Annotated in this window: 10 protein-coding genes and 2 tRNA genes; 4 read left to right on the top strand and 8 right to left on the bottom strand. The window is 71.8% G+C overall.

What is annotated here, in order from left to right; translation table 11 throughout:
* Nucleotides 1-252: 252 nt before the first annotated feature.
* From ACIBJE_RS22765 to ACIBJE_RS22755, 3 genes are all read right to left on the bottom strand, one after another.
* Nucleotides 253-399, bottom strand: a complete 147-nt coding sequence (locus ACIBJE_RS22765) for a hypothetical protein (protein WP_396751374.1) — start codon at nt 397-399, stop codon at nt 253-255.
* 148 nt (nt 400-547) lie between these two features.
* Nucleotides 548-620 (bottom strand) — tRNA-Arg (locus ACIBJE_RS22760).
* A gap of 35 nt (nt 621-655) precedes the next feature.
* Nucleotides 656-746, bottom strand: a tRNA-Ser gene (locus tag ACIBJE_RS22755).
* A 581-nt stretch (nt 747-1,327) separates the two neighbouring features.
* Between ACIBJE_RS22755 and ACIBJE_RS22750 the strand changes: the two genes are divergently transcribed.
* Entirely contained in the window at nt 1,328-2,173 is an 846-nt protein-coding gene (locus tag ACIBJE_RS22750; RefSeq protein WP_396751372.1) for a hypothetical protein, read from the top strand.
* 110 nt (nt 2,174-2,283) lie between these two features.
* Here the strand turns inward: ACIBJE_RS22750 and ACIBJE_RS22745 are convergent, their stop codons facing one another.
* Both ACIBJE_RS22745 and ACIBJE_RS22740 read right to left on the bottom strand, forming a co-directional pair.
* Nucleotides 2,284-4,398, bottom strand: coding sequence for a prolyl oligopeptidase family protein (locus ACIBJE_RS22745; RefSeq protein ID WP_396751370.1), 2,115 nt, complete (start codon nt 4,396-4,398; stop codon nt 2,284-2,286).
* Nucleotides 4,399-4,549: 151 nt separating this feature from the next.
* The gene (locus ACIBJE_RS22740; protein WP_396751368.1) at nt 4,550-5,320 is read right to left on the bottom strand and encodes a CPBP family intramembrane glutamic endopeptidase; all 771 of its coding nucleotides are present in this window, start codon (nt 5,318-5,320) and stop codon (nt 4,550-4,552) included.
* Nucleotides 5,321-5,474: 154 nt separating this feature from the next.
* Here ACIBJE_RS22740 and ACIBJE_RS22735 point away from each other — a divergent pair, with 154 nt between their 5' ends.
* A complete protein-coding gene (locus ACIBJE_RS22735) occupies nt 5,475-6,590 on the top strand; it encodes a globin domain-containing protein (protein ID WP_396751366.1) in 1,116 nt (371 codons plus the stop codon).
* Nucleotides 6,591-6,668: 78 nt separating this feature from the next.
* Here the strand turns inward: ACIBJE_RS22735 and ACIBJE_RS22730 are convergent, their stop codons facing one another.
* Nucleotides 6,669-8,201 (bottom strand): peptide deformylase, encoded by a 1,533-nt coding sequence (locus ACIBJE_RS22730; RefSeq protein WP_396751567.1) that lies wholly within the window; start codon nt 8,199-8,201, stop codon nt 6,669-6,671.
* 285 nt (nt 8,202-8,486) lie between these two features.
* Between ACIBJE_RS22730 and ACIBJE_RS22725 the strand changes: the two genes are divergently transcribed.
* Nucleotides 8,487-9,248, top strand: coding sequence for a hypothetical protein (locus ACIBJE_RS22725; protein WP_396751565.1), 762 nt, complete (start codon nt 8,487-8,489; stop codon nt 9,246-9,248).
* Nucleotides 9,249-9,363: 115 nt separating this feature from the next.
* Here ACIBJE_RS22725 and ACIBJE_RS22720 read toward each other — a convergent pair whose 3' ends face one another.
* On the bottom strand, nt 9,364-11,214 hold the full coding sequence (locus ACIBJE_RS22720; protein ID WP_396751364.1) for a hypothetical protein: 1,851 nt from the start codon (nt 11,212-11,214) through the stop codon (nt 9,364-9,366).
* 213 nt (nt 11,215-11,427) lie between these two features.
* Between ACIBJE_RS22720 and ACIBJE_RS22715 the strand changes: the two genes are divergently transcribed.
* On the top strand, nt 11,428-12,141 hold the full coding sequence (locus ACIBJE_RS22715; protein ID WP_396751362.1) for a class I SAM-dependent methyltransferase: 714 nt from the start codon (nt 11,428-11,430) through the stop codon (nt 12,139-12,141).
* 93 nt (nt 12,142-12,234) lie between these two features.
* Here ACIBJE_RS22715 and ACIBJE_RS22710 read toward each other — a convergent pair whose 3' ends face one another.
* Entirely contained in the window at nt 12,235-12,768 is a 534-nt protein-coding gene (locus ACIBJE_RS22710; RefSeq protein ID WP_396751360.1) for a YbhB/YbcL family Raf kinase inhibitor-like protein, read from the bottom strand.
* Nucleotides 12,769-12,881 lie beyond the last annotated feature (113 nt).

Raw genomic sequence — 12,881 nt, 5'->3', positions numbered from 1 at the left:
GGGCGGGCCCGGCGCGGCGGGGCGGCGGGGGCGCCCCGCGCCGCCGGCGGCGGGCCCCCCCCCCGGGGGGGGCCGGGGGGGGGCGCCCCCCCCCCGCCCCCCCCCCCCCCCCCCCCCCCCCCCCCCCCCACGCCCGGTACCCCACCAGGGACCAGGCCGAGGGCGTCGCGCTCACCCCCCAGTCGCGCCGGGGTACGGCTGCCTCGGTGATGGTGACGTGTCCAGCGGCGCTCGGCGGGGCGGAGTCGCGGGTCACGCTCCGGACCAGTACGACATGCCGCCCGAAGTTCGGCACCAGCGGGCGGCGGCCACCGCGCGTCGGAGCCAGAGTCGCAGCAGGTGGCGCTGCCGCTCCGGCTCGGGATGGTCGACGAACTCCGTCCCATGATCAAAACCCACTCGGACAGGGCAGCCGCCGGCCGGACAGGCCCGGACGCGAGGGATGCTCGTCGCACGAGCACCCACCGAGCGCCCAACCGACCACAAGGGACGGACAAGCAAAGGGGACTGACTGCCATTCCAGCAGGTCAGACCCCTTATGATCTTGCGCGCCCGAAGGGACTCGAACCCCTAACCTTCTGATCCGTAGTCAGATGCTCTATCCGTTGAGCTACGGGCGCTGGTGCTCGGCCAGTCTACACACCCGGCCTTCGCGCGGAGACTCCGGGATTCGAACCCGGGAGGGGCTTTAAGACCCCAACCGCATTAGCAGTGCGGCGCCATAGACCAGACTAGGCGAAGTCTCCCCGGTGGCCTATCAGACCACCGCCGACCGAGAATACAACCCCGCCCCGGCAAGGAGCAAAGCGACTTCCCCCTCCAGCGGCACCGCTCGACCAACTTCCCTCCCTGAGCAGGAGTTTCACCCTGCGCGGCACCGCGATCGGGACTAGGCTTCGTCGATATGCAGGAGCAGCCGCCGAGCGATCCGCCTCGCCGCGAGCCACGCACAGCGGCACGTCGCGGCCGTTCCCCCAAGCCGACCTTCACCCCGCCGGCCGTCCCGACTGCCGAGCCCGACCAGGTCACGGACCAGCCGGACGATCCGCCCCGGAGCCGACCCCGGCGGAAGGCATCCGCCCCGACGGTGCTCTTCCAGCCTCCGGAGACCGGCGGTCCGACCGACCCCGAGCAGCCGGCAGCGGCCCCTCCGCGAGCCCCGCGCCAGAAGGTGGTGCGGGCCGGCCGGCGCACGGGAGTGATTTCCGAAGTCCCCGCCGGGCCGGCGGAGCAGGGCGCACCCGCCGGCACGCTCCGGTCGCGGAGCACCCCGGCGCCCCGCCGTCGTCCCAGGGCGGACGCCGACGGCACCGGGACGCCAGGGCAGGTGACACCCACCCCCCAAGCCCACCCCGCAACTGGTGATTCGGAACACACGCCGCCGGCCGACGCCAGGGCAGAGCCCACCGACGGCCCGAGCGCCGAGGAGATTGCCCCGCGAAGGGCCGCCCCGAAGAAGAGCACGGCCCGGAAGACGACCGGGAAGCCGGCCGCCGCCGCGCGGAAGAGCACCAGGACGGCGACGGGCGGGCGTACGGTCGATCTCGACCGGCTGCTGGCACACCCGGCCTTCGCGCCGGAACTGCTGGCGCTGGCGGCGGTGGAGCGGATCGGGCCGCAGGCCGGCGCCTGGGCGGACGCGCTGCGCGAGGCGTACCCGAAGGCTGGTTCCGCCGGTCTGGCGCGGCTGGCCACCCGGCGGTTCGTCCGGAAGGCCGGGTGGGGTGGAGCGACCGCCGCGGTGGCCGGTCTCTTCGCTCCCCTCGCCGAACTGGCGGCGGTGCTCTGGACCCAGTCCGGCCTGGTGCTGCATCTGGCGGCGGCGCACGGCCGCGATCCGGTCGACCCCGAGCGGGCGGTCGAGCTACTGGTGCTGACCCGGGTGCATCCGGACGCGGAGAGCGCCCGGACGGCCCTCGCCGCCGCGCGCGCGGCGACCGGCGAGGGCGAGCCGCCGTGGGGTCGGGTGGCCGAGGCGGCCTGGCGACTGGCCGCCCCGCTCACCGCGCAGGCCGGCGGTTGGTTGGTGCTGCGGCTGGCGTCACGGCTGCTGCCCGGCGCGGCGGTGCTCGCCACGGCGGCGGGAAACTCGGCCGCCGTCGAGCGGCTGGCCGCCCGCGCGACCACCGCCTACCGGCAGCCGGGGTTCGACTGGCCTCAGGCAAGGCGGTGACGTGACACCGCGCCGGGACCCACGCGCGCTCGGCGGTGTTGGTCTCGGCCACGTAGAACCGGCGAGTTCGGCGGGAGCCCGAGCGGCAACTCCGGAACCTGCGGGGCCCTTCAGCTCGATCCCCGGCGGATTCCACGGCCGCCCTCCTCGACCGCAGCCGCCGGCGAGACCTGGCGTGGCACGACCCTGTCCGTCCGTCTGACCAGCGTTCGCCACAGGAAGTCCAGCGTGAGGCCCCAGACGAACGCGTACTGTTCGTGGTTCGCCGCAGTGCTGTGCCCGCCCTCGACGTTCTCGTAGTAGGCCACGTCGTGGCCGCGCTCGCGCAGTCGAGCCACCATCTTGCGGGCGTGCCCGGGATGCACCCGGTCGTCGAGGGTCGAGGTGATCAACAGGAACGGCGGATATGCCTGGTCGTCGCGGACGTTGTGGTACGGCGAGTACTCCCGTAGGTATGTCCAGTCCTCGGCCCGGTCCGGGTCGCCGTACTCGGCGATCCAGAGGGCACCGGCCAGCAGGCGGTGGTATCGCCGCATGTCCAGCACCGGCACGTGGGCGGCCACGGCGCCGAACAGCGACGGATAGCGGGTCAGCATCACGCCCATCAGCAACCCGCCGTTACTGCCTCCCTGGATACCGAGCTGCGCCGGTGTGGTGATCCCCCGATCGACCAGGTCAGCGGCCACGGCCGCGAAGTCCTCGTAAGCCCTCGGCCGGTTCTCCCGCATCGCGGCGCGATGCCACCGGGGGCCGTACTCGCCGCCACCCCGGATGTTCGCCACGACGTACGTGCCGCCCCGTGCCAGCCACCCTCGGCCCAGTGCCCCGTTGTAGTGCGGGGTCATGGAAATTTCGTAACCGCCGTACCCGGTGAGCAGCGTTGGCCCGCAGGGGGCGTGCGGATCCCCCACGACGAAGTACGGCACGCGGGTGCCGTCGGCCGAGGTGGCGAAGAACTGGCGTACGGCCAGGCCGTCCGCGTCGAAGAACGCCGGCTCCCGCTTGAGGGTCTCGACCGGTCCGCCGACCCGCCCGAGGCGCAGCGTCGCCGGCTGCAGGAACCCTTCCGAAACGAGCAGGTAGTCGTCGCCGAGGTCCGGGGCCGTTGCCACGATCGAGCTGTGCTCGCCCTCCGGCACCCCGGCGAGCGGCTCACGCCGCCACCCTGTCCCACCGGGCGTCAGCACCTCGATCTGGCTCCGGACGTCGACCAGGGTGGAAAGGATCAGATGGTGGCGGGTCCAGACGTGGTGCCGCAGTGCGGTGTGCTCGTCAGGCTGGAAGAGCACCGTCAGCTCGCGTTCCCCGGCGAGGAACGCGTCGAACCGGGCCGCCAGCAAGGCACCCGCAGGGTAGGTGACCTGCTCGACCGTCCACGGCGACCGCAACCGGATCACGAGCCATTCCCGGTGTGCCTCCCACGCGGCGTCCTCCGGTACGGCGATCCGGACCTGCTCCCCCGACCCTGCCAACAGGTAGCTTTCGGATCGGTAGAAATCCAGCCTGCGGCTGACGAAATCGCGCTCGTACCCGGGTGTCGGATCGTGCGAGGCGTGCGTGCTGACGTCGTCCACGTGCCCCTCGTAGACGGTCTCAGCCTCGGACAGCGGCGTGTCCCGCCGCCACCGCTTGACGAACCGTGGATGCCCCGAGGTGGTCAGCGACCCCGGCCCGAAGTCGGTGGCCACGTAGACGTGGTCCGCGTCGATCCAGCACACATCGCTCTTCGCCTCCGGCAGCGTGAAGCCGTCTTCGACGAAGGACCGGTGACCCAGGTCGAACTCGCGGACCACGAAGGCGTCCGTCCCGCCCCGCGACAGGCTGATCAGGCAACGCTGGTGACCAGGCCGCAGCACCGTCACACCGCTCCAGATCCAGTTCTCGCCCTCCCGTCCGGCCAGCGCGTCGACGTCGAGCAGCACGTCCCATTCCGGCTCGCGCCGCCGGTACTGCTCCAGGGTGGTCCGGCGCCAGAGCCCACGCGGATGCGCCGCGTCCTGGCGGAAGTCGTAGTAGAAGTGCCCGCGCCATTCGGGACAGGTGATGCGATCCTCGGCGTCGAGCACCTGCCGGATCTCGGCTCGGATGGCGGCGAACCGGTCGCTTCCGCTCAGCGTGGCGACAGTCTCCGCGTTGCGATCCCGCACCCACGCGGCGGTGTCCGCCGAGTCCAGGTCTTCCAACCAGAGATAAGGGTCGTCGCCCTCGTCGATCGACGTCGCCACGCAGGCAACTATCCCCCAAGAGGCGAGGCGGACCCACGTCCGGCACCTGTCGGCATGACGACTCACCCATGGATGCCGTCGAGCCGCCAGGTCATCGGTGTCGATTCGGGTGGGAGCGGCGGGCGGGGCCGCGTAGCCGGCCCGGAGCGATTCAGAGCCAGTCGAACCACTCCCTGGGCAGGAGGGAGTAGCCGACGAACGCCACGATGTCGAGCAGCGTGTGCGCGACGACCAGCGGCATCACCCGCCGGGTCCGCAGGTAGAAGAGGCTGAAGACGACTCCCATCACCGCGTTCCCGACGAACGCGCCGAAGCCCTGGTAGAGGTGGTAGGAGCCGCGTAGCAGCGCGCTGGTGGCGATCACCGCGCCGACCCGCCACTGGAGCTGCCGCAGTCGGGTCATCAGGTAGCCGACCACGATCACCTCCTCCAGCACGGCGTTCTGCACGGCGGCCAGGATCAACACGGGCACGGTCCACCACAGCTCGGGCAGTGCGGCCGGCACGACCGTGGCGTTGAGTCCGAGCTGCGCGGCGACCCAGAACAGCGCCAGGCCGGGCAGGCCGATCAGCGCGGCCAGGCCGGCGCCCCGGGCCAGGTCCCGACCGGGTTGCCGGGCGTCCAGGCCGAGGGTCCGGCCGGCGTCGCCCGGGTCCCGGTTGACCAGGTGTACGGCGAGCAGCACCGGCACCAGCGCGAAGACGATGCCGAGCACCTGGTACGTCAGGTCCAGCCACGGCCGGGGTGACGCCGAGGTGTTCAGTGCGGCGGTCTGCCGGGACAGTCCCCCCTCGGCGGTCAGCTTGGCGGTGATGGAGACCACGGCGTAGATCGCGGACTGCCCGAGCGACAGCCCGAGCACCAGCAACGTCTCGGTACCGAGGAGCCGGTGCGACACCGGTCGGGTGAGCTCAACCGTCACCGCACCACTGTGCCCGATCACCGTCCCGGACGGCACCGCCGCCGCAGGTCGCGCCGACCAGCGCGAATCGATCGCACATTCTGTGCGACCACCATCGACGCTCCGTGGTCATGCTGGGGCCTGCCCGATCCACCGTCCTGCCGAGGGAGCGCCGATGGAGAACTTCGCGCGGCTGTTGAAGGAGAGCTGGGCTCTGGTCGAAGGGGACCGGGAGCGCCTCAGCGACTACTTCTACGCCCGCCTGTTCCTCCTCGACCCCGACCTGCGGAAGCTCTTTCCGGTGCAGATGCGCGGCCAGGGTGACCGCATCCTCGATGCGATCGTCGCCGCCACCCAGGTCGTCGGCGACCCGGAGAGCTTCGACGAGTACCTGCGCGGCCTCGGTCGGGACCACCGGAAGTACCACGTCACCGCCGGCAACTACGCCACCATGGGGGTCGCCCTGCTGGACGCGTTGCGCACCGCCGGCGGGGACAACTGGAACCTGGAGTACGACCAGGCGTGGCGGGACGCGTACGCGGCGATCGCGGAGAAGATGCAGGCCGGCGCGGCGGCCGACGAGAATCCACCGTTCTGGCACGCCGAGGTGCTGACCCACCGGCGGCATGGCCCGGACACCGCCGTGCTGACCGTCCAGGCCCTGCAACATCCGCTGCCGTACCGGGCCGGTCAGTACGTCAGCATCGAGGCACCCCGGTACCACCCACGGGTGTGGCGGACGTACTCGGTGGCGAACGCCCCGAACGACGACAACATCCTGGAGTTCCACGTCCGGACGCCGGGCGCGGGTTGGCTCTCCGGTGCCCTGGTCCGCCGGGTCAAGCCGGGCGACCTGCTGCGGATCGCCGCGCCGATGGGCGGGATGACCCTGGACCGCGCCTCCGAGCGGGACATCCTCTGCGTGGCCGGCGGGGTCGGGCTGGCCCCGGTCAAGGCGCTGGTCGAGGAGTTGACCAGGTACAACCGGACCCGCTGGGTGCACGTCTTCTACGGCGCCCGGCACGCCGACGACCTGTACGCCCTGGCCGGGTTGCAGGAGCTGGTGGCCGCACACCCGTGGTTGTCCGTGACGCCGGCGTGCAGCGCGGACCCGGACTTCGACGGCGAGCAGGGCGACATCTCCGACGTGGTGACCCGCTACGGGCCGTGGACGGCGCACGACTGCTTCGTCTCCGGGTCGGCCGGGATGGTCCGGGCCACCCTGCGGGCACTCGCCGCCGACCAGGTGCCGCCGCAGCACGTCCGGTACGACACCTTCGGCAACCTCTAGACATTCCTCCCCCCACGCCGGGTCGCGTGCCCCCGCCCCCTGGGGCACGCGACCCGGCACCTCGTCCGGCCGCCCGGGTCAGTAACGCCAGGCGTGACTGGTTTCGCGGTACTCCTCGACCGGCACCAGAGGCACACCCGGCGCCATCCGGTCGACGTAGAGCCGCCCCTCCAGGTGGTCGATCTCGTGCGCGACCAGCCGGGCCACGCCGAACTCGAAGGACGTGATCACCCGGGTGCCGTCGGCGCGCGCGTGTTCCACGTCGAGCCGCAGCGACCGGGGAACGAGACCCCGGTGGTCGAAGAAGGAGAGGCAGCCCTCGTACTGCTCGTCGGTGTCCGGCGAGGAGTCGACCACCCGGGGGTTGAGCAGCACGATCGGGTCGGCGGTGCGGTCCGGCGGGCGCACCACGGCGGCGGCGCAGTCGAGCCCGAGTTGGGGGGCGGCCAGCCCGACGCCCCGGCTGAACCGGTGCAGCTCGTCGAGTTCGGTGAGGGCGTCGAGCAGCCGTTCCACCACGTCCCGGGCGACCGCCCCCTCCCGGGGCAGGTCGAACTGCCGGACCGGCTGACGGAGCAGGTCGGCACCGCGCTGCACGATGCCGGCGGCCCGCATGCGGTCGCTCGGCCGGGGGCGCGCCGGTTCGACCGGCGCGCCGGTCGGGGTGGGCGTGGCTGGTGGGTTGCGGAACCGCCACTGGAGCCGGTAGCGGGCGTTGAGCGGTGGGTTCTCCGTCGCCCACTCGAAGATCGCCCGGTCGGCCTCGTCGTGGCGCTGCACCGGAGTGCGCAGCGGCCCCTCCTCCGCCGACAACGAGGTCTCCAACCCCCAGACCTGCGGTTCGAGCGCGGCGGGCAGGTCCAGCCGCACGTCCAGCGCCCGGGTGGGCACCCGGACGGCGCGCTGGAACCAGCGTCCCCACTTCTCCTGTCCGACGCAGTACTCGTACTCGATGGTGGCGCGGTCGCCGGGGTAGAGCGGGAATCGCCCGTCGGCGTTCTCGAAGAGGAGCCAGAACTCCTTGAACGCGTCCCGGTCGTGCTTGGCCCGCCAGTGCATCGGCTCCCGTTCGCCCCGGTCGTCCCGGTACGCCCGCAGTTGCAGTTCGGCGAAGGTCAGGGGGTGGTCGCGGTGGTGCCGGTTGGAGCGGCCGGGGTCGTTCGGGTAGCGGTCGACGGCCACCCGGGCCAGGTAGCGGGTGACCGGGTCGGTGCCGGCGTTGTAGAGCGCCCGCCGAACGACGCAGCGGTAGACGCCGTCGCGGTAGGTGAGGCTCGCGAGTTCGTGCTCGACGATCAGACCCGTGCCGGGTGGCATCCACTGGCTGGGGACGGGGGGGTCGCGGTGCGGCGGGGCGGTCCGGGCGTGCCGCAGGTCGTCGTACTCACGGAAGCGCTGCCAGATCGCGCCGCCGGCCTCCAGGACGGCCTCCGCGCGCCGGGCGAAGTCCTCGGTGGGCCGGTGCCGGCGGCTCTCGACGTGGCTGACGTACGACGGGTCGAACCCCATCAGCGTGGCGAGCTGTTTTTTGGACAGCCCTCGATCAATCCGGTGCCGGCCGAGCTCGGCTGCGAACGAGTCGGCGGCCCGTTCGAGGGGCGAGGTCGTCATCAGCTTCCTCATGGCCGGGAGTATCAGTTTCACGTTTGGTCGTCGGTATTCCACAGAAGTGGCACGTTGCCGACTCTGACCTTGACAACACTCTCCGAACCACTCTCAGCGTGCCCGGCGCGCCCGACAGTCAGGCAGGTTTCCGACTCGCTACCGCGGGTAACAGCCGGGCACCCGCCAGGACGTTCATACCCTCCCCTTGGAGCCTGAGTTAGGTTAGCCTTAGCTCATGCGGCGGACGACGAGGGGAGCACGACGGTGACAGCGGTGATCCCGACCCGTGTCATGGCCGCCCCGCTCGCGCCGGTCACCGCGACGCTGCGGGCCATGTTCGGCACCGACGACCTCCCCGGGCTCGCCCCCGGCCTGCTGGTGACCGACGAGTACGGCTGGTCCCCGGCCACCACCCTGGTGGACGGCACCCGCCTCCCCGAGTTGCTGGCCGCCGCCGCCCACCGCTGGGGCGGCACACCGCACGCCTGCGCCGCCCTGGCCTGGAAGTCGTACAGCTACTGGGCGGCGCTGCCGGCGGTGCTCGGCTGGGCGTCCGCGCGGCGGGTTCCCCTGCTCGACCCGGCCGACGTGCTGATCCACTTCGAGGACCACCGTCCCCTGGTCACGCTCGGGCTCCGCCGGTCGACGACCGTGGCGGTGCTGCCGAGCGATCCACTGGCCCTGGCCGCCCCGCGCGAGGTACGGGTGGTCGCCGACGAGACCGAGCTGCTCGGCCTGCTCCGCGCGTCGCTGCTCGACGCCCATCTGGACCCGCTGGTCAGGGCGATCCGGACCGAGGTCCGCATCGGTACCCGTACGCTGCTCGGCTCGGTCGCCTCCGGCATCGCCCACGGGATCCTGCGGGCCGCCGACGCCCTGCCCGGCTCGGCGGTGGAGTCGGTCGACACGCTGCTCGGCACGCTCGGCGTCCGGGACCTGATCGACCTGGTGCCCGGGCCGTCCGGTCAGCCCACCGTCCAGCGCCGCACCTGCTGCCAGGCGTTCACCCTGCCGAAGCCGAAGTACTGCCAGGGCTGCTGCGTCCGCCCCTGACCCGCCGGTCCACTCCCCGCCGGCGTATCCACTCCCCGACAGCGGGCGGCGACCCGCCGCCAGTCGACCGCGGCAGACAGGCAGCCAACCCCGGCAGACAGGCAATGGCGGATGGTCAGTCCACCAGCGGGCGGACGTCCCAGAGCCACACCCCGCCGGTGCGGACCGGCTCGATCCCGGTGAGTTCGGTCATCCCGCGCCGGAGCGCGTCCTCGTGCCGGTGCGGTGCGAGCACCACCGCGCCGGCACGCCAGTACCGGAGGTCGTCGACGGCCGCCACCCGGTCCTGCGGCGTGATCGGCGGCACCGCGCCGGTGCGCCGGATGGTGACGAAGAAGTTGCTGGTCGGACGGGGCGTGGCCCCGAACAGCGCGATCCGTCCCTCGGGCGCGTCCGGCCGCCGGTCCGGCCCGAGGAAGTAGCCCCGGGCGATCGGCATCTCCAGACCGGTCACCGCGGACCAGCGCAGCGGGTCGGCGTAATCGGAGTCGGGCAGCGGCAGTGCGACCAGGCTCCGCCCGCCGGCCAGGTACGGTCGCCACGCGCCGGACGTGACGAACTCGGGCACCGGGTCCAGCCGGGCAGTCGGCAGCGGGGTGGGTAGCAGTGGCAGCAGCGCCATCGCCAGCACGGTGACCGCGCCGAACCGGATCTGCCGGCGGGCCGCCGGATGGCGACGGGCCAACTGCCCGGCGCGTGCGACGCCGTACGCCAGGAGCAGGCCGACGACCGGGGTCAGCGCCAGCGCCCACCGGGTGGGTACCACCGAGTGCAGGATCGGCAGGTTCTCCAGCGCACCCCAGGGCGCGGGAACACCGGTGTCCCGGCCGTTGTAACGGATCTCACGGCCGAGGGAGAGCACGGCGAACAGCAGCCCGGCGGCGGCGAGGCCGAGCACCTCGGCGCGGTCCCGCAGCCACCAGACCAGGGCGGGCACGAGCACCGCCAACGGCCAACCGAGGAAGGCGTTCTCCTCGGTCGGATTCTTGGCCAGCCGCTTGGTGTCGCGTGGGTCCCCGGCCAGCGACTCGCCGGGCCAGGCGAAGAAGGAGGCGAGGTCGCTGCGGTAGCCCCGGATCAGCCGGGAGAGGCCCTCGTACGCGCCGGGGCCGAAGAACTGGACGTAGAGCGGGTACGCCAGCACCACGAGCGCGAAACCGGCGGTGACGCCGAGCCCGGCGAGGAAGGGGCGGCCGTACCGCCGCAGGCCGGGCCGGCGAACGGCCAGCACGGCGACCACCACCCCGAGCCCCACCGCGGTCATCAGCAGGATCTCCAGGTTGAGGAACCCCTGCCAGACGACCAGGAGCCCGAGGACCAGGCCGTTGCGCACCGACCGGCCCGGTTCGCGCAGCGCCAGCGTCCGCCAGACGATCAACGGGACCACGTACTGGGCGACGATGTTCGGGTGGGCGTTGGCGTGGGAGACCATCGCCGGGGAGAAGGCGCAGAACGTCGCCCCCACCCAGGCTGCGGGCCGGGACCGAGTCAGCACCCGGGAGATGACGAGGTACCAGGCGGTGCCGGTGGCGATCATCGCGCCGGTGAGAAAGAGCAGAAAGGCGGTGCGCGGCCCGAACAGCATGGTGACCGGCGTCATTGGCAATGAAACGGATAATACGGACGTATTTGCCATGAGGTTGACGCCGTCCGGCACATTCATCCGGTCCGAGCCGAACGGATAGGCGAAATCGGTCACCACCCGCGCGCCGTGCGCCATCATCCACTCGAACTGGGCCTGGTCGGTGGGATTGACCCGGCTTTCGTGGTCGGGATTCGTCCAGAACCGCGCGGTCACCCAGAGCGCCAGGAGCACGAAGCCCACCACCGCGACGACGTCCGGAAGCCACCGGCCAGCCAGGCGTACGCCCCTGTCCGGCCCGCCCGGATCGTTCCGCCGCACCGCACTGGAGGACACCGGACGGAGGATCCGCTCCCGACCGACCTCCGACTCCGGAGTAGTCATGACAATTCAGAGCGTAGTCAGGTCAGGACGGCAAGGTGTGCGTTTCGGAGTTCCGGCGTAGTATGTGCCAGGTTCGCCCAGTAGAAGATCTCCGCACCCCCGATCGAACCGCATTCCGGTCACCCCCGGTGGCCGATTTCCCCACCACAGACGTAGGTGGTTGACTCTGTCGGGTCCGGGTGCGGGTCGAGTCATATGGTGAGGAATCGACGCATGGCAGAAATCACTGGGGACCAGCGCGTGCAGTCCGAGGTGCTGGAGGGCCTGGCCACAGCCGTCAACCACCGCCGATGGTTCGTCGAGCTCGCCCTCCCGTACCTCGGTGACAACCCCATCGAGATCGGCAGCGGGCTCGGGGACTACGCGCTGGAGTGGGCACCGCACCTGTCCCGCTTCACCGCCACCGAGGCGGACCCGGACCGGCTGATCGCACTGAAGGAGCGTCTCGCCGACCACCCGACCATCGAGGTGCGGCAGATGCTGCTGCCGCACGACGAGATCGGCGGCGAGTACAGCGCGGCGGTCTCGTACAACGTCCTCGAACACATCGAGGAGGACGTGTCCGCCCTGCGCAGCATGCGGGACCTGGTCCGGCCGGGCGGCGCGGTAATCATCATCGTGCCGGCGTTCCAGTTCGCGATGAGCCCGGCCGACATCGCCACCGGTCACGTCCGCCGCTACACCAAGCGGACCCTCGGGGCGGCGATGACCTCGGCCGGCCTGCGCGTGGAGCGGATCCACTACGCCAACGCGCTCGGCCTGATCGGCTACTTCATGGCCACCAAGGTCTTCCGGCTGATGCCGAAGGAGGGCCCGATGGTCAAGGTCTACGACACCACCGTCCTGCCGGTGACCAAGGCCGCCGAGCAGCTCGTCCGGCCGCCGTTCGGCCAGTCGGTGTTCGCCGTGGCCCGCGTTCCCGGCTGACCGCCGGCTCCACCCGAGGCGGGTCCACCCGTTCCACCACGAAGGGCCGCGCCCGTTGCCGGGACCGCGGCCCTTCCGCTCGTCGGTGGTTACTTACCCCCTGACCTGGTACGTCGGGCGGATCACCGCCCGGGCCAGGGTGTGGAAGGCCAGGTTGAAGCCGACGTACGCGGGCGACGCCTCCGGCGTGACATCCAGGTTCTCCACGTCCAACGCGTGCACCGCGAAGACGTACCGGTGCGGGCGGTCCCCGGCGGGCGGAGCGGCCCCGCCGTACCCGTGCTGGCCGTAGTCGTTGCGGACGCTGAACGCCCCGCCGAGGTCGCTCTCGGCCGCCCCTCGGGGCAGCTCGGTCACCGAGGCCGGCAGGTTGACCAGCACCCAGTGCCAGAAACCGCTGCCGGTGGGGGCGTCCGGGTCGAAGCAGGTGACCACGAAGCCCTTCGTCCCGGCCGGGAAGTCGACCCAGGCGAGATGCGGCGACACGTTGCCGCCGCCGACGCTGTCGTGCGCGTACGCGGCATCCATCGGCTCGCCGTTGTGCACGTCGTCACTGGTCAGGGTGAACGACCCCACGGTCGGCAGCAGCTCGTACGGGTCCGGGGCGATCGGTCGTTCCAGGGTCATCGGTGATCCCTCTCACTGAAGGTGGTTTCCGACCATCTTCTTACCCCGCCAAGGTCACCGCCCGAACGGATGGACACGCCCTCCGCCGTTCGCGGCTGCGGACAGCGGCGCAC

The organism is Micromonospora sp. NPDC050187 (assembly GCF_044459745.1).
Classification (GTDB): Bacteria; Actinomycetota; Actinomycetes; order Mycobacteriales; family Micromonosporaceae; genus Micromonospora.
This window is presented reverse-complemented; position numbering and strand designations above follow the sequence as displayed.